17 protein-coding genes and 3 tRNA genes are annotated in these 16,355 nt (G+C 41.5%); 11 read left to right on the top strand and 9 right to left on the bottom strand.

The window, feature by feature from the left end:
• Positions 1–53 precede the first annotated feature (53 nt).
• The 9 genes from AN213_RS01135 to lolB form a co-directional block, all read right to left on the bottom strand.
• Positions 54–128, bottom strand: a tRNA-Gln gene (locus AN213_RS01135).
• A 38-nt stretch (positions 129–166) separates the two neighbouring features.
• Positions 167–251: transfer RNA gene (locus tag AN213_RS01130), tRNA-Leu, on the bottom strand.
• 60 nt (positions 252–311) lie between these two features.
• Positions 312–388 (bottom strand) — tRNA-Met (locus tag AN213_RS01125).
• 623 nt (positions 389–1,011) lie between these two features.
• A complete protein-coding gene (ychF, locus tag AN213_RS01120) occupies positions 1,012–2,103 on the bottom strand; it encodes a redox-regulated ATPase YchF (protein ID WP_055196903.1) in 1,092 nt (363 codons plus the stop codon).
• 34 nt (positions 2,104–2,137) lie between these two features.
• The gene (gene pth / locus AN213_RS01115; protein WP_082389177.1) at positions 2,138–2,722 is read right to left on the bottom strand and encodes an aminoacyl-tRNA hydrolase; all 585 of its coding nucleotides are present in this window, start codon (positions 2,720–2,722) and stop codon (positions 2,138–2,140) included.
• A gap of 19 nt (positions 2,723–2,741) precedes the next feature.
• Positions 2,742–3,353: a 50S ribosomal protein L25/general stress protein Ctc gene (locus AN213_RS01110; protein ID WP_054551653.1), complete on the bottom strand. Its 612-nt coding sequence runs from the start codon at positions 3,351–3,353 to the stop codon at positions 2,742–2,744.
• 151 nt (positions 3,354–3,504) lie between these two features.
• A complete protein-coding gene (locus AN213_RS01105; protein WP_054551652.1) occupies positions 3,505–4,452 on the bottom strand; it encodes a ribose-phosphate pyrophosphokinase in 948 nt (315 codons plus the stop codon).
• Positions 4,453–4,531: 79 nt separating this feature from the next.
• Positions 4,532–5,398: a 4-(cytidine 5'-diphospho)-2-C-methyl-D-erythritol kinase gene (gene ispE / locus AN213_RS01100; protein ID WP_055196902.1), complete on the bottom strand. Its 867-nt coding sequence runs from the start codon at positions 5,396–5,398 to the stop codon at positions 4,532–4,534.
• A gap of 2 nt (positions 5,399–5,400) precedes the next feature.
• On the bottom strand, positions 5,401–5,988 hold the full coding sequence (gene lolB, locus AN213_RS01095; RefSeq protein ID WP_095209678.1) for a lipoprotein insertase outer membrane protein LolB: 588 nt from the start codon (positions 5,986–5,988) through the stop codon (positions 5,401–5,403).
• 83 nt (positions 5,989–6,071) lie between these two features.
• Between lolB and hemA the strand changes: the two genes are divergently transcribed.
• The 11 genes from hemA (at position 6,072) to AN213_RS01040 (ending at position 16,347) form a co-directional block, all read left to right on the top strand.
• Positions 6,072–7,328, top strand: a complete 1,257-nt coding sequence (hemA, locus tag AN213_RS01090) for a glutamyl-tRNA reductase (protein ID WP_054561815.1) — start codon at positions 6,072–6,074, stop codon at positions 7,326–7,328.
• Positions 7,329–7,335: 7 nt separating this feature from the next.
• Positions 7,336–8,421, top strand: coding sequence for a peptide chain release factor 1 (gene prfA / locus AN213_RS01085; RefSeq protein WP_054551648.1), 1,086 nt, complete (start codon positions 7,336–7,338; stop codon positions 8,419–8,421).
• Positions 8,422–8,423: 2 nt separating this feature from the next.
• Positions 8,424–9,266: a peptide chain release factor N(5)-glutamine methyltransferase gene (gene prmC / locus AN213_RS01080; RefSeq protein ID WP_055196898.1), complete on the top strand. Its 843-nt coding sequence runs from the start codon at positions 8,424–8,426 to the stop codon at positions 9,264–9,266.
• Positions 9,267–9,311: 45 nt separating this feature from the next.
• Positions 9,312–10,850: a DUF3369 domain-containing protein gene (locus tag AN213_RS01075; protein WP_055196895.1), complete on the top strand. Its 1,539-nt coding sequence runs from the start codon at positions 9,312–9,314 to the stop codon at positions 10,848–10,850.
• A 21-nt stretch (positions 10,851–10,871) separates the two neighbouring features.
• The gene (locus AN213_RS01070; protein ID WP_054561812.1) at positions 10,872–11,246 is read left to right on the top strand and encodes a SirB2 family protein; all 375 of its coding nucleotides are present in this window, start codon (positions 10,872–10,874) and stop codon (positions 11,244–11,246) included.
• A 132-nt stretch (positions 11,247–11,378) separates the two neighbouring features.
• Positions 11,379–12,206, top strand: coding sequence for a tetratricopeptide repeat protein (locus AN213_RS01065; protein ID WP_054561811.1), 828 nt, complete (start codon positions 11,379–11,381; stop codon positions 12,204–12,206).
• A gap of 15 nt (positions 12,207–12,221) precedes the next feature.
• On the top strand, positions 12,222–13,475 hold the full coding sequence (locus tag AN213_RS01060; protein WP_054561810.1) for a DUF819 domain-containing protein: 1,254 nt from the start codon (positions 12,222–12,224) through the stop codon (positions 13,473–13,475).
• A 9-nt stretch (positions 13,476–13,484) separates the two neighbouring features.
• Entirely contained in the window at positions 13,485–14,339 is an 855-nt protein-coding gene (gene kdsA, locus AN213_RS01055) for a 3-deoxy-8-phosphooctulonate synthase (protein ID WP_054561809.1), read from the top strand.
• 100 nt (positions 14,340–14,439) lie between these two features.
• Entirely contained in the window at positions 14,440–15,336 is an 897-nt protein-coding gene (locus AN213_RS01050; protein WP_054561808.1) for a transcriptional regulator GcvA, read from the top strand.
• Position 15,337: 1 nt separating this feature from the next.
• Positions 15,338–15,982: an alpha/beta family hydrolase gene (locus AN213_RS01045; protein ID WP_055196892.1), complete on the top strand. Its 645-nt coding sequence runs from the start codon at positions 15,338–15,340 to the stop codon at positions 15,980–15,982.
• Positions 15,979–16,347, top strand: coding sequence for a DUF423 domain-containing protein (locus tag AN213_RS01040; RefSeq protein ID WP_054551639.1), 369 nt, complete (start codon positions 15,979–15,981; stop codon positions 16,345–16,347). The genes AN213_RS01045 and AN213_RS01040 overlap by 4 nt, the downstream gene beginning before the upstream one ends.
• Positions 16,348–16,355 lie beyond the last annotated feature (8 nt).

The following is a 16,355-nucleotide window of genomic DNA, read 5'->3' as shown; positions in this document are numbered from 1 at the left end:
GAAACTTGAAACTTGAAACTTGAAACTTGAAACTTGAAAGGGAAGTAAGTAGTTGGCTGGGATACCAGGATTTGAACCTGGGAATGGCAGGATCAAAACCTGCTGCCTTACCGCTTGGCGATATCCCAACGCTAAACTTGAAGAGTTTTAGTTCTACTTAAGAACATGGTGCGGAAGGAGAGACTTGAACTCTCACAACCGAAGTTACTGGAACCTAAATCCAGCGCGTCTACCAATTCCGCCACTCCCGCATCATTCGTACTTAAAGTACTGGTAGTTATTTTAAACTCTTCATTGAGCAACAAAAAGAATGGTGGCTAAGACGGGATTTGAACCTGTGACCCCATCATTATGAGTGATGTGCTCTAACCAACTGAGCTACTTAGCCATCTTTTTTGTTAGCACTTCATCGCTGAGTGCGGGGCGTATTATGCTGATATGACCTAAATCCGTCAACACCTTTTTTGCAAAAAAATGCTTATCAGTGTTTGTTTGCATTAAAATTAAGCTAAGTGGCTAAATTTCATTTAAATTGCTGTTTTTTTGACTGCAATTTATTAGTTTAATTCCCAAATGCATAATAAGAGTTTTAAAACGCACATTTAAAGTTGCTTGATTTTCATACAAAAATCAAGTTTCAAAATTAGTAAGTGTGTTTTTTTAACGTGTTTAACTGCAAAAAATGAAAAGCGAATGATTTTATACAGGCAAATTTGCGATTAATCGGCCTAGTTTTTACTTCTAAAATACCCACAATTTGCTAATCAAGCAGTCAATAGGTCGCAAAATTGCTAGCGAGTTTTTAAACCCCCTCTAATTGACAGTTGTTATCACTCATTTGCTTTCGACGTATTTATTAATACGATTTACTGTTAAGCATAAATAACACCGTACATCACTAAAAAGAACAAGCAGAGGTATTACTCACCATGCTTTAATGTTTTAGGAATATTTAGGCTATAAAAAAGGCTCGTAATAACGAGCCTTTTATAATCGAATGAACGAATATGCTTATACGTTAAATAAGAAGTTCATCACATCGCCGTCTTTAACGATGTATTCTTTACCTTCTTGACGCATCTTACCAGCATCTTTAGCACCGCTTTCGCCTTTAAACTCAATGTAGTCGTCAAATGCGATAGTTTGTGCACGGATAAAGCCACGTTCAAAGTCAGTGTGGATTTTACCCGCAGCTTGTGGTGCAGTCGCACCTACTGGGATTGTCCATGCACGTACTTCTTTAACGCCAGCAGTGAAGTAGGTTTGTAATTTAAGTAACTCGTAACCACCACGGATCACTAAGTTAAGACCTGGTTCTTCTAAACCTAGGTCAGCCATAAATTCTAGTTTATCTTCTTCTTCAAGTTCAGATAACTCAGATTCAATCGCTGCACATACTGGAATAACAACTGCGTCTTCTGCAGCGGCAATTTCACGTACTTTGTCTAGGTAAGGGTTATTTTCAAAACCATCTTCTGCCACGTTCGCAATGTACATGGTAGGTTTGATTGTTAAGAAGTTAAGTGGCTTAATTGCTGCTTTTTCTTCTTTTGTTAGTTCTAAAGAACGTAACGTTAAACCTTCATCTAAGTGTACTTTTACTTTTTCTAAAACAGCATTTTGCTCTTTAGCGTCTTTGTCGCCGCCTTTTGCTTTTTTAGCATTACGAACAATCGCTTTATCAGCACTGTCCATATCAGCAAGTACTAATTCAGTGTTAATTACATCGATATCATCAGCAGGGTCAATTGTGCCAGCAACGTGAACAATGTTTTCGTCTTCAAAACAACGAACAACGTGACCAATCGCATCTGTTTCACGAATGTTTGCTAGGAATTGGTTACCTAAACCTTCACCTTTCGATGCGCCTTTTACTAGACCGGCAATATCAACGAATTCCATCGTCGTTGGTAAAATACGCTGAGGATTTACGATAGCGGCTAAATCATTCAAGCGCGCATCAGGAACCGGTACCACACCCGTGTTAGGCTCAATGGTACAGAAAGGGAAGTTAGCGGCTTCAATACCCGCTTTAGTTAGTGCATTAAATAGAGTTGATTTACCAACGTTTGGCAAACCAACGATGCCACATTTAAAACCCATAGTAAGATACCTTGTGTAATTTCATTAAAACGGATTAAGGTTTAAATGAATGTAGTCTGTTTTGTGCTTTTAACACACCATCTTTTGCAAGTATTTCCATACAACGAACTGCTTCGTCAACGGCGGCGTCCATTTTTTCTTGATCGTCTTTCGCGGCTTTACCTAGCACCCAGCCTGTTACCATTTCTCGGTGGCCTGGATGACCAATGCCTATGCGAAGGCGCATGAAATCTTTTTGGTTTGCCATTTTCGCAATAATATCTTTTAAACCATTGTGACCGCCGTGGCCGCCACCTTTTTTAAGTTTTGCAATCCCAGGATCTAAGTCCATTTCGTCATGAGCAACGAGAATGTTCTCAACAGGGATTTTAAAGAAATTAGCGAGACTACTCACCGCCTTACCACTTAAATTCATATAAGTTGTAGGGATCAGTAATTTAAATTCTTGGCCTTGAATAATCACTTTGCCGGTGAGGCCGTGATATTTAGGATCATGTTTGAGTGTGCAGTTATAACGTGCAGCCAGTTCTTCGATGAACCAAGCACCTGCATTATGGCGTGTGTTTGCGTATTCGGGGCCTGGATTAGCCAGGCCCACAAGCATTTGAATAGAATTCAAGGTGTTTACACCTTAAAAATTATTCTGCAGCGTCTTCTGAAGCTTCTTCTTCAGCTGGAGCTGCTTTGTTAGCTTTAACAGTAACAACTGACTGATCGTGATCAGCGCCTTTAGTTAGCTCAACAGATGAAACACCTGAAGGAAGTTTAAGGTCAGAAAGGTGGATTGAATCACCAGCTACTAAGTCTGAAACGTTAACTTCAACGAACTCAGGAAGTGCTTTAGGAAGACACGTGATTTCGATTTCAGTTAATTGGTGAACAACAGTGTTACCAGCTTTAGTTACTTTCTCTTCACCGATGAAGTGTACTGGCACTTTAGTGTGAAGTTTGTGAGTAGCATCTACACGTTGGAAGTCTAAGTGAGTGATCTTAGGCTTGTACGGGTGACGTTGAATATCTTTAAGGATAGCTTCAACTGACTCGCCACCGATGTTTAAAGTAAGGATGTGCGTGTAGAAACCTTCGTCTTCTTGCGCTTTGATCATATCTTTGTGTGCAAGAACGATTGATGCAGCTTCTTTGTCAGCACCGTAAAGGATTGCAGGAACTTTATCTTCACGGCGTAGGCGGCGGCTCGCACCAGTACCTGTTTCTGTACGTAATTCTGCATTGTATGTGTAAGTTGACATAATGTCTCCAATAATTAATAGTCTTAGGGCCTTTGCGACCAAGGTCCCCAGCCAAAAGGCGCGCTATCATACCACCCCTTTCGGGGAAAATAAATAACGACTACAAAAAAAGCACCTAGACGGTGCTTTTTTAGTATTGCAGTAATGTTGATTAGTGTTCAAACATCGCTGAAATAGATTCTTCGTTGCTGATACGACGGATTGTTTCAGCAAGCATATCTGCAAGTGTAAGCACTTTGATTTTATCAATTGCTTTAAGCTCATCAGATAGTGTGATTGAGTCAGTTACGATAACTTCGTCAATGACTGAGTTACGAATGTTCTCAGCTGCATTACCTGAAAGTACTGGGTGAGTAGCGTAAGCAAATACGCGTTTTGCACCGTGTTCTTTAAGCGCTGCTGCTGCTTTACATAAAGTGCCACCGGTATCGATCATGTCATCAACGATGATACAGTCACGACCTTCAACGTCACCAATAATGTGCATTACTTGTGAAACGTTTGCTTGTGGACGACGCTTGTCGATAATTGCAAGGTCTGTGTCATTTAATAGCTTAGCGATTGCACGAGCACGAACAACACCACCGATATCAGGAGAAACAACAACAACGTCATCGAAGTCGCGTTCTTTCATATCTTCAAGTAGAACTGGGCTACCAAATACGTTATCAACTGGTACGTCGAAGAAACCTTGGATTTGTTCAGCGTGTAAATCAACCGTTAGAACGCGGTCAACACCAACACTTGAAAGGAAATCTGCAACTACTTTAGCTGTAATTGGTACACGAGCAGAACGCACGCGGCGGTCTTGACGTGAATAACCAAAGTAAGGGATAACGGCTGTAATACGTCCAGCAGACGCACGACGTAGGGCATCAACCATAACGATAAGCTCCATTAAGTTATCGTTAGTAGGGTTACAGGTTGATTGGACAATGAAAACGTCAGAGCCACGAACATTTTCATTAATTTGAACACTGATCTCACCGTCACTAAAACGGCCAACAACAGCATCGCCTAATTCAATATACAAACGTTTTGCAACTTTTTGAGCTAGCTCAGGTGTTGCGTTACCAGCGAAGAGCTTCATGTCAGGCACGGTAGGGTTCCTCAGGCACTGAATTTTGGGACTAACAGGCTATGGTGGGCACCAAAGCAGGTTAACATTTACTTGTACGTTACTTCATTTCAAAGTGAGCATTTAATGCTGTATGAGCAGGAGAAAGTGTAGCACTACTTGCAACAAAACCTGTCCATTTTTCTGGTAATTGAGCTAAAACTTGTTGTGCTTGTGCCTCGGTTGAAAACTCAGCAAAGCAGCAAGCGCCTGTACCAGTCATCTTTGACGGGGCGTATTTTAGCAACCACTGCAGGGCTTTTTCAACCTCGGGGCAGAGCTTTTTAACTAAAGCCTCACAATCATTGCCTAAATTTTCTGTTTGCCAGTCTGCTTTTAGCTTAGGTGTGTCGCGCTTTAAATCTGGGTGGGTAAAAATTTTCGCGGTGCTCACATGCTGCCCTGGATGCACCACACAGAACCAACTTTGCGGTAATTCAACATTTTCTAGTTGCTCGCCAATCCCATGCGCAATGGCAGTGTGACCATTTATAAATACCGGTACATCAGCGCCTAATTTCACCCCAAGCTCTGCTAATTCTGTAAGTGATAAATCACAGCCCCATAGTTTATTAAGAGCAAGTAGAGTAGTGGCGGCATCAGATGAGCCGCCGCCTACACCACCGCCCATTGGCAAACGTTTTAATAGCTTTATTGAAGCGCCTTGTTGGCAATTACAGTGTTGTTGTAATAAACGGGCTGCTTTATATATAAGGTTATCTGCAAGCTCAATACCGTTTGTATCACCGGTTACAGAAATACCTGGCTCGTTGTTGACAGTAAATGTTAACTCATCACCAAACTCTAAAAAGGTAAATAAGGTTTCGAGTTCATGGTAGCCATCTTCACGGCGACCATTTATATGAAGGAATAAATTAAGTTTTGCAGGTGCTATTAAAGTTAGCGGGGCGGTTGAAGCGTGTGTCATGATTAATTTAACTGCCAATCATTAAGTTGAATTTTAATACGAATTTTATTGTTTTTAAGGCTTAGCTTAACAGGAAGCCAATAACCATCTTGTTTGATGTAGTCTGAATAGGTTATTTGCCACTGTTGACCATTGTGAGCTTGCCAAATAAGACTTTTTAAACGGCCTTGCTCATCATAATTGGCTTGGTCGTTCTCGACGGTGCCTTTTAGCCACTTTGCGGCATTATCTAATGGGATTGAAAAGCCGGTTAAACGATATAACAACATTGAGGCATCACGGTCGGTATACACATTGTCGTCATACTCAAGTTCAGCACCTTGTGCATTTTGTTTTAAAGACAAAATGCGGGTACCAATAAAACTGGTAAGTACCATGTCACTGTATTGCTCATCATGTTGCCAATTTAAATTGGCTGACTGGCGCTGCTCTGTACTAATAAATGCCATTTTGCCTTGCACTTGCCACTGTGCTTGTTGTTCTAATCGGCTTTTCCAGTCAGGATAAATGTAATCAACAGTTGAAATTTTTTGCGCACAACCGCCGATAAATAAAAAAAACATGAATAAAATCAAATATTGTTTAATCAAATGTCGTTCCTTACTTTCCATATTCCGCTGATTTTTGGTAAAATTAATGCCTTTACAGCTGGGCTTAGCAATATTTGGTACATATGACCATCGTAGCACTTGGTATAAATCACAAAACCGCATCCGTAGAATTACGCGAAAAAGTCGCGTTTTCGCCTGAGCAAATGTCTGAGGCGTTACAGCAATTAAGTGGTCATGCGCATTTTAATGAAGCGGTTATCGTTTCGACCTGCAACCGAACTGAAATCTATTGTAGCCTTGCCGAGCGTAATTCCCAAACCTTGTTGCGCTGGTTAGCCAGTTTCCATGGTTTGGATGAACAAGAACTGAGCAATAATATCTATTATCATGAAGATCACGAAGCAATTAATCACTTAATGCGGGTGTCTTGTGGTCTAGATTCGTTAGTACTCGGCGAGCCGCAAATTTTAGGGCAAATAAAACAAGCCTACCATAATGCAAAAACTCACGATGCCATTGGTGTAACCTTTGACCGCTTGTTTCAAAAAACATTTTCTGTGGCAAAACAAGTTCGTACCGAAACTGACATCGGTGCCAGCGCCGTATCGGTTGCGTATGCTGCGGTAAATCTTGCGAAACATATTTACGGTAAACTAGATAAAACCAATGTACTGCTAATTGGTGCAGGTGAGACGATTGAATTAGTTGCTAAGCACTTATACCAAAACGATCCGCAAAAAATAACGGTGGCAAACCGTACTATTGAACGCGCTAAAACCTTAGCCAGTGAGGTTAACGCGGATGTGATTGCACTTGCCCAGTTACCTGAGCGTTTACACGACGCCGATATTGTTATTAGTTCAACCGCCAGTACCTTGCCTATTATTGGTAAAGGGGTGGTAGAACAGGCGTTGAAAAAGCGCCGCCACAAACCAATGTTATTTATCGATATTGCGGTACCGCGTGATATCGAAAGCCAAGTAGGCGAATTAGATGCTGCCTATTTGTATTCAGTTGATGACTTACAAGCCATAGTAAGCGAGAATATCGCCGCCCGTGAGCAGGCTGCGGAGCAAGCGCAAGCTATTATTCGCTCACGTACCGATGAATTTGCTATGTGGTTGCGTTCACTCGATTCGGTGGATCTTATTCGCCATTATCGCAACGATGTACAAGATATAAAGTCAGAACTTGTCGAAAAAGCCCTTGGCCAGCTACAAGCAGGTAAAGAGGCAGAAAAAGTAATACTCGAGTTGGCAAACAAACTGACCAACCGCTTGATGCACGCACCTACCCGTGCCATTCAAGATGCTGCTAAAAAAGGTGAAGCAGCGGAGTTAAGCCAATTAAAGAAAATGTTAGGTATTGATCAGGAATAGTCGTTAAATGAAAGAGTCTGTTTATAGAAAATTAGAAACCTTAGTTGAGCGTTATGAGGAAGTGCAAGCGCTACTAAGCGACCCCTCTGTGATCAGCGACCAAAATCGCTTTCGTGCCTTATCTAAAGAATACTCAGAATTAGAAGAAATCGTAAAAGCATTTTTAGCGTACCAACAAGCACAAGATGATGTTGCTACAGCTGAAGAAATGTTAAAAGACTCTGATCCTGATATGCGTGAAATGGCGCAAGAAGAATACAAAGAAGCAAAAGCACAAATTATTGCATTAGAAGATGAAATCCAAATTCTAATGTTACCAAAAGACCCTAAAGACAATAATAACGTTTATTTAGAGGTTCGTGCCGGTACCGGTGGTGATGAAGCTGCTATTTTCGCAGGTGACTTATTCCGTATGTACAGCCGCTACGCTGAAACTAAAAAGTGGAAAGTAGAAGTAGTAAGTACTAACGAAGGTGAGCACGGCGGTTATAAAGAAGTCATTGCGCATATCTCTGGCGAAGGCGTGTATGGTCAGCTTAAGTTTGAATCAGGTGCGCACCGTGTACAACGTGTTCCAGAGACAGAATCACAAGGCCGTGTTCATACCTCAGCTTGTACTGTAGCCGTTATGGCAGAAATTCCTGAAGCGGAAGCAATTGAAATTAACCCTGCTGATATTAAAGTCGATACCTTCCGTGCATCGGGTGCCGGTGGTCAGCACGTAAATAAAACTGACTCAGCAATCCGTATTACACATATTCCAACGGGTGTGGTTGTAGAGTGTCAGGATGAGCGTTCACAGCATAAAAACCGTGCCAAAGCGATGTCTGTACTAGGTGCACGTTTACAACAAGCTGAAGATGAAAAGCGTCAAGCGGCTGAAGCGTCAGAACGTCGTAACTTAGTAGGTAGTGGTGACCGCTCTGAGCGTATTCGTACTTATAACTACCCGCAAGGTCGTATTACCGATCACCGTATTAATTTAACACTTTATCGTTTGAATGAAGTGGTTGCCGGTGATTTAGGAAGTGTTATCGAACCTCTAATGCAAGAACACCAAGCTGACTTACTTGCTGCGATGGGCGATGAATAATCGTGCCACAAAGCATTGAACAAGCAATTGTTGCTGCAACGGCGTTATTAACGCCTAGCAGCGACAGTGCTAAGTTAGACGCACAAGTCCTGTTATTATCCATTCTTGATAAACCTCGCAGTTATTTATTTACCTGGCCCGAAAAACAACTTACCGAACAGCAACAACTTGACTTTGAACAAGCATGTCAGCGTCGTTTAAATGGTGAACCAGTTGCTCATATTGTTGGTTTTCGTGAATTTTGGAGTCTTCCTTTAAAGGTTAATCCAACAACTCTGATCCCAAGACCTGATACAGAAACGTTAGTTGAATATGCTTTAGGCCTTGAGCTTCCTACTGCTGCAAACGTGCTTGACTTAGGCACTGGCACAGGGGCAATTGCCTTGGCATTAGCCAGTGAAATGCCTAATTGGCAGGTGACAGGGGTTGATAGAGTGGCTGATGCAGTTGAGCTTGCCGAAGAGAACAAACAACGACTCAATATTAGCAACGCCACTTTTGCGTTAAGCAATTGGTTTAGTGCAGTAAGTACACAAAAGTTTGACCTAATTGTTAGCAACCCACCGTATATTGAACATGATGATGAGCACTTAAGCCAAGGTGATGTTCGCTTTGAGCCGCTCTCTGCATTAGTTGCAGATGACGACGGTATGGCTGATATTAAACAAATTATTACTATCGCACGTGACTATTTAGCAACAAATGGCTATCTTTTAATTGAACATGGCTACAAACAAAGTGTGAAGGTACAAGAATTTTTTGCACAAATGTCGTATAGCCATATACTTACAATTAAAGATCTTGGCGGTAATGACCGTGTAACGTTAGCACAATGGCCTAAATAACAATTAAGTGCACTGTGCGTACATAGCCTTTGAGGATCCCATAGAATGGATGATTTTTTGTTTTCGGATGAAGCACTTGATGAAGTAAATGAGGTGGTTCAGGGTAGTTGGAAAGTCATCGTCGTTGATGACGAGCCAGAAGTACATGCCGTAACAAAGCTTGCGTTGAGTGACTTTGAATTTCAAGATAAACGTTTAGAGTTTATTAGCGCCTATTCGGGTGAAGAAGCCAAGCAGGTTATTCAACAGCACCCAGATGCTGCTATCGTACTACTCGATGTGGTTATGGAAACCGATGATGCAGGTCTCAAAGTTGCTAAGTTCATTCGCGAAACCGCAAAAAATAATCATATTCGGATCATTCTTCGTACAGGTCAGCCTGGGCAAGCGCCAGAGCGTCAAGTTATCGTTAATTACGATATCAATGACTACAAATCAAAAACGGAACTAACAGCACAAAAACTATTCACTGTGGTGATGTCGAGCTTACGTTCTTACCGTGACATTTTATCGATTGAGCAATCTCGCCAAGGCCTTGAAAAAATTATTAAAGCATCTCGTAATATTTTCTCAACTCATTCACTAGAAAGCTTTATTGAAGGGGTGATGCAGCAACTTACCTCATTGCTAGGTACTGTTGATCAAGCTATGTATGCAACAAGTTTAGTTGCCAGTAACCCGCAAGATAACCAAAAGAAGCTTGTGGTGTTTTCAGGGCGAGGTGAGTTTGAACGCAGTGAAGGCAAGGCGATTGAAGAAGTGCTTGATGAGGAGCAGTTACAAGCCTGCCAACAAGCACTGAGCGAAAAAACCATCGTCTACCGTGAAAACTATTTATTTGCTTATTGCTGTAGTGAATGTAATCACAACTCGATGTTATTTATTTCCGGTATCCCTAAGCATTTAACCGACACTCAGCGTCATTTGATTGAAATTTTCTCGCAAAATGTACAGCTGGCGTATGAAAATGTGCAGCTACAATCTGAAATTGAAGCAACACAGCAAGAGTTAGTATTTAGACTTAGTGAAGCATTAGAGCAACGTTCAACAGAAACCGGTAATCATGTAAAACGTGTATCGCACATTTGTTATGAACTTGCTATGGGCTATGGTCTATCAAAACGCGAAGCAGAGCTTATTCGCTTAGCAGCGCCACTGCATGATGTGGGTAAAGTGGGTATTCCTGATGCCATTTTAAATAAGCCAGGGCCACTTACCGACGAAGAGTGGGCCATCATGCAACAGCATGCTGAAAAAGGTCATTTAATTTTAAAAGGCTCAAATCGTGACATTGTTAATACTGGGGCGATTATTGCGTTATCGCACCATGAGCGTTGGGATGGTTCAGGCTATCCGAAAGGTTTAAAAGGTGAAGACATTCCAATTGCTGGTCGCATTGTGGCTTTAGCTGATGTGTTTGATGCACTGCGCCATAAGCGTTGTTATAAAGAGCCGTGGTCACTAGACGATGTTGTGAAAGAAATTAATGCGCAACAGGGTAAACAATTCGATCCTAAGCTAATCGAAGTGTTTAATCAGCGTGTTAAAGAAATAGAAGACGTACTTGTACGTTATCCAGATTAATTAAAATAAAATTAGGGGCATATGGATTATTTAGCAGTAAAACATACTCACATGTTGTTTGCCGTGTTGAGTATTATCTTATTTTACGTTCGTTCTTTTTCACGCTTGAAGACGGGCGCTCTGGCAAAAAATAAAGTAGTGTTTATTGGCAGCCACAGTATCGACACCTTATTACTTGTTTCTGCCGTGGCATTGATTGTAATGGCAGGTTTCAACCCACTTGAACAATCTTGGTTATTAGAAAAGATAATCTTAGTGGTTGCTTATATTGTGCTAGGTATTGTTGCTGCTAAGCAAAGCGCACAAGGCGCGAAGGTTGTATTACTTGCTATAACCACGCTTATTTTATTAGCAATTGGTTATTTAGCGTCTGCTAAAACAGCACTTCTTTTATAACAAATCTCTAGGCGGTATTTGATGGCATAGGCTGTCGTACCGCTTTTTTATATCTCATCGCTCAGTATTGGTAACTTAGGGCAAAAGTAGGTAAACTAGCTGTTCGTTTTTGAAAGAGATGTAGCAGTATAAATGACCACCCCTTGGTTTGAAGATCAAAATGAATCCTATCAAGATGAGGCCTTTGACGCATTTTCTTCTAAAGTGCTTTATCGTTGTATCGACGCCGAATTAAAGTGGGATCAACAAGCTGATTTAACAGCCTGTTATGACACCCTTAATGAGCTTGAAAATACGGTAACAGCTCTTTGCGCTGAATTAAAAGAGCCACATGAGCGTCTCGATAAGTTACTTGATACCTTTTATCAGCAATGGCTGTTTAGCTCATCAAGCTTAAAAGTGCCTGAGTATACGTTAAATAGTTTTAGCTACACCATTACCATGCGCAGTGGCACACAAACCACGCTGGCAATTTTACTTTGTCATTTATTACAGCATGCTGAACTAGACGCCACAGTCACGCTTAGTCAGGGAGACGTGCACGTTCACGTTGGGATGAGTGATGAAGAAGGTTATTTAATTGAGCCAAGCACAGGTCAGCAGAGTTGGTATATAACACCAGAGAATGCCTGTGAAGAAAATGGCGATGAGCAAGAACCGCTTGAACTGATTTTTGAAGAAGAACTTTACAAGCTGTATCTAGCTCAACAAAAATGGTCGTTTATCAGCGAAAGTAAATTTGGTCATGCTTTGCATTGTGTGGAAATGCTGATGGAATTACTTGGTGATGACCCGTATGAGCGTCGTGACCGCGGCTATTTACTTAATCAGCTAGATTGCCCAAAAATGGCACGGGATGATTTGCAGTACTTTGTCAATGAGTGCCCAGATGATCCTGCTATCGAAGTTATTCAGCATCAAATTGCTGAAATAGAAGACAACAATAATACACACCACTAATTTAAAGGAACATTTATGACTGACGCCCACAGTGCGCTAATTACCAATGACGCAGTCGTACTTGGTTTGCTTGCCGTTATTTTGGGGTTTATTTTTAAAACCTCGCACAGTAATAATGCTGCCTGCCAAAAATTTTATAAGTATGTACCGGCATTATTACTTTGCTACTTTTTACCATCACTACTCAATACCTTTGGTATTGTTGATGGTCATTCTTCAAATGTTTATTTTGTGGCGTCGCGCTATTTACTGCCAGCTTGCTTAATATTGCTTACTATCAGTATTGACTTAAAAGCAATCCTTAACCTTGGGCCAAAAGCGTTGATCATGTTTTTAACAGGCACCATGGGTATTGTTATCGGTGGCCCATTGGCTATCTTAGTGATGAGTGCTGTTTACCCAGAAGCGGTAGGTGGTCATGGCCCTGACGCAGTGTGGCGTGGTATGACGACCATTGCCGGCAGCTGGATTGGTGGCGGCGCAAACCAAGCTTCAATGAAAGAAATGTTTGAAGTAGGCGGCGATATCTTCTCTGCAATGGTGACTGTTGATGTGATTGTGGCGAACTTATGGATGGCCGTGTTGTTATTAATGGCAGCAAACCATAAGGCGATTGATGCTAAAACAGGCGCGGATACGCGTGCAATTGAAGATTTAAAAGAGCGCGTAGAAAAGTATCATGCTGAGCATGCGCGCATGCCTACCTTAAATGATTACATGACAATTATTGCAATTGCTTTTGGTATTACAGGCCTTGCGCATTTTTGTGCTGACTTTTTAGGTCCGTTTTTTGGGGCTAACTTCCCATGGGCACAAGAGTATAGTTTAAACAGTAAATTCTTTTGGTTAATTGTTATCTCTACCACGATTGGTATTAGTTTATCGTTTACTAAAGTTCGCCATATTGAAGCTTTTGGTGCGTCAAAAGTAGCATCAAGCTTTTTATATATTCTTGTTGCTTCAATTGGCTTACACATGAATATTACCGCGATTTTTGACTCGCCAATGTACTTTGTACTCGGTGCGATTTGGATGATTACCCATGCAAGCTTAATGCTTATTGTGGCGAAATTAATTAAAGCTCCACTGTTTTACATGGCAGTAGGCTCTCAAGCCAATGTAGGCGGCGCGGCATCAGCACCTGTTGTTGCATCAGCTTTCCACCCATCGCTTGCGCCAGTAGGTGTTTTACTTGCTGTTTTAGGCTATGGTGTTGGTACCTACATGGCTTATATTTGTGGATTAATGCTACAAGCTGTTGCACCTTAAGGAATAGAAATGAACAACCAGTTAATTAAAATTAACGAGATTGAATTAGCCAACGACAAACCATTTGTATTGTTTGGTGGTATGAACGTACTTGAATCACGTGATTTAGCGATGCGCATTGCGGAGCATTACGTAGAAGTAACATCAAAGCTAAACATTCCATACGTTTTTAAAGCCTCTTTTGATAAAGCTAATCGTTCTTCAATTAACTCATACCGTGGCCCGGGCATGGAAGAAGGTTTAAAAATCTTTGAAGAAATTAAATCTACTTTTAATGTGCCACTGATCACTGACGTACATGAGCCGCATCAAGCAGCTCCTGTAGCTGAAGTGGTTGATGTAATTCAGTTACCGGCATTCCTTGCTCGTCAAACTGACTTAGTTGTAGCCATGGCAAAAACTGGCGCTATTATCAATGTGAAAAAGCCGCAGTTTTTGGCACCACACGAAATGCGTCATATCATTAAAAAGTTTAATGAAGCGGGCAACAACAATGTTGCACTGTGTGAGCGTGGTACTAGCTTTGGTTATAACAACCTTGTGGTTGATATGCTTGGTATGGATGATATGAAACCTATGGCTCCGGTTATCTTTGATGCAACGCACGCATTACAGCGTCCAGGTGGCCGAGCTGACTCTGCGGATGGTCGTCGTGCTCAAGCTGCAGAACTTGCTCGCAGTGGTATGGCATTAGGCATTGCGGGTTTATTTATTGAAGCGCACCCTAATCCGAATGAAGCAAAATGTGATGGTCCATGTGCACTTGCACTAAGCAAGCTAGAAGGTTATTTATCGCAAATGAAAGCGGTTGATGACTTAGTTAAAAGCTTTGCACCACTCGATACCAGCGCAAGCGATTTATAATTTAAGTATATAAGTATGAATAAGGCGGCCATGGTCGCCTTTTTTTATTTGTATCGCTATAATCGATGCATAAGAAAAACTAATTCTAAGTTTGGTGTTTATGTCTCGTCGTTTACCTCCTTTAAATGCACTAAAAGCATTCGAAGCCGCTGCCCGCCATTTGAGCTTTACCAAAGCAGCAGAAGAGCTATATGTAACGCAGGCCGCGGTGAGCCACCAAATTAAAACCCTTGAAGAGCATTTAGGTTTAAAGCTGTTTTTACGTAAAAATCGTTCTTTGCTTTTAACTGAAGAAGGGCAAGGCTACTTTTTAGATATTAAAGAAATTTTTACCCAGCTGATCGATGCCACTGAAAAACTACTTGCCCGAGGTGCGAAAGGTTCACTCACGGTAAGTTTAACGCCAAGCTTTGCGATTCAATGGTTAGTACCCAGACTTAGTTTATTTAATGAATTACATCCAGAAATCGACGTGCGAATTAAGGCGCAAGATCAGGATGAAAATTCACTTTCTGACGATGTTGATATTGCTATTTACTACGGCCGTGGTCACTGGAGTGGGGTGCAGACATATAAGCTGCATACTGAATACTTAGTGCCTTTATGTAGCCCATTGTTGTTAACGGGCCCTAAGCCGCTTAATCAACCCAGTGATTTAGCAAATCATACCTTATTGCATGATACCACCCGTAAAAATTGGAAAACGTGGATGAAAACGGCAGGTGTACGTAATGTACAAGTTAACCAAGGGCCGATTTTTAGTCACTCATCGATGGTATTGCAAGCCGCGGTTCATGGGCAGGGGGTTGCAATTGGTAATAGCGTTTTAGCAAAACCTGATATTGATGCGGGCCGACTCGTCATTCCATTTAGTCACTCATTAGAGAGTAAAAATGCTTATTATTTAGTGATCCGCGAATCGCAAACAGAGCTTGGTAAAATAGTCTCTTTCAAAGACTGGATGCTGAGTTTAGTTGAGCAAGAACAAGAGTATTAACATGTTACAGTGGTTTAAAAGTGCAACGGGCAAGGCGCGTGCACAATTTATATTTGCCCATGGTGCAGGGGCAGGCAGTGATTCTGAGTTTATGCAAACAATGGCTAACTTGATTAGTCAGCATGATATTGATGTAGCGCTGTTTGATTTTCAGTATATGCAAATTGCAAAAGAAACAGGCAAGCGTAGACCACCCGAGCGTGCTCCTAAGTTACTTGCCTACTTTAGTGAAGTTTTAGCCGAGCGCCAGCCAGAATTGCCGCTATTTATTGGGGGTAAATCTATGGGTGGGCGTATGGCTTCTATGCTCTGTAACGAGCAGGACCAAGCTCAAATTGCTGGCGTGGTTGCTTTTGGCTATCCGTTTCACCCACCGGGTAAACCCGAAAAACTTCGCATAGACCATTTTGTTGATATGCCATGCCCTTTTTTAGTCCTGCAAGGTGAGCGTGATACATTTGGTAATCAGCAAGAACTCGCTGAGCTTGAAATGGTTAATCCGCCAGAGATTATATTTCTCAAAGATGGTGACCACTCATTAAAACCTCGTAAAAAAAGTGGCATTACAGAACAAGAAAACTTACAGCAAGCTGCAGATTATGCAGCGCAGTTTATTATGAATTTAGCGGCTGGAGATGCGCAATGATAAAACTATATTTAATGATTGGTAGCTTATTTTGCATGCTTTCGGTAATGCTTGGCGCATTTGCTGCTCATGGTTTAAAAAGCCGTGTTTCTGAGTATGCGATTGGAATTTTTAAAACCGCTGCTGAATACCAAATGGTGCATGGCCTTGCATTGATAGCAATTGCTATCTTAATTAAGTGGGGCATGAACTTAAGCTGGGCTGGTGGATTTTTTATCGCAGGGACCGTGTTATTTAGCGGTAGTTTGTATTTACTCGCACTAACGGGCATGAAGTGGCTTGGGCCTATCACCCCAATTGGCGGTGTTTGTTTTATTATTGGTTGGGCTATTTTGTTAGTTCAAGCAGCACGATATAAGTTTTAAGGGTTATC

It is taken from the genome of Pseudoalteromonas sp. P1-8, from assembly GCF_001399985.1.
Lineage (GTDB): Bacteria > Pseudomonadota > Gammaproteobacteria > Enterobacterales > Alteromonadaceae > Pseudoalteromonas.
This window is presented reverse-complemented; position numbering and strand designations above follow the sequence as displayed.

Excerpts from the sequence above, each read along its gene's own strand:
- ispE (WP_055196902.1), bottom strand. The coding sequence starts at position 5,398 with ATGACACACGCTTCAACCGCCCCGCTAACTTTAATAGCACCTGCAAAA.
- AN213_RS01070 (WP_054561812.1), top strand. The coding sequence starts at position 10,872 with ATGGATTATTTAGCAGTAAAACATACTCACATGTTGTTTGCCGTGTTG.
- AN213_RS01075 (WP_055196895.1), top strand. The coding sequence starts at position 9,312 with ATGGATGATTTTTTGTTTTCGGATGAAGCACTTGATGAAGTAAATGAG.
- AN213_RS01040 (WP_054551639.1), top strand. The coding sequence starts at position 15,979 with ATGATAAAACTATATTTAATGATTGGTAGCTTATTTTGCATGCTTTCG.
- prfA (WP_054551648.1), top strand. The coding sequence starts at position 7,336 with ATGAAAGAGTCTGTTTATAGAAAATTAGAAACCTTAGTTGAGCGTTAT.
- AN213_RS01060 (WP_054561810.1), top strand. The coding sequence starts at position 12,222 with ATGACTGACGCCCACAGTGCGCTAATTACCAATGACGCAGTCGTACTT.
- kdsA (WP_054561809.1), top strand. The coding sequence starts at position 13,485 with ATGAACAACCAGTTAATTAAAATTAACGAGATTGAATTAGCCAACGAC.
- AN213_RS01045 (WP_055196892.1), top strand. The coding sequence starts at position 15,338 with ATGTTACAGTGGTTTAAAAGTGCAACGGGCAAGGCGCGTGCACAATTT.
- AN213_RS01050 (WP_054561808.1), top strand. The coding sequence starts at position 14,440 with ATGTCTCGTCGTTTACCTCCTTTAAATGCACTAAAAGCATTCGAAGCC.
- ychF (WP_055196903.1), bottom strand. The coding sequence starts at position 2,103 with ATGGGTTTTAAATGTGGCATCGTTGGTTTGCCAAACGTTGGTAAATCA.
- AN213_RS01110 (WP_054551653.1), bottom strand. The coding sequence starts at position 3,353 with ATGTCAACTTACACATACAATGCAGAATTACGTACAGAAACAGGTACT.
- AN213_RS01065 (WP_054561811.1), top strand. The coding sequence starts at position 11,379 with ATGACCACCCCTTGGTTTGAAGATCAAAATGAATCCTATCAAGATGAG.
- hemA (WP_054561815.1), top strand. The coding sequence starts at position 6,072 with ATGACCATCGTAGCACTTGGTATAAATCACAAAACCGCATCCGTAGAA.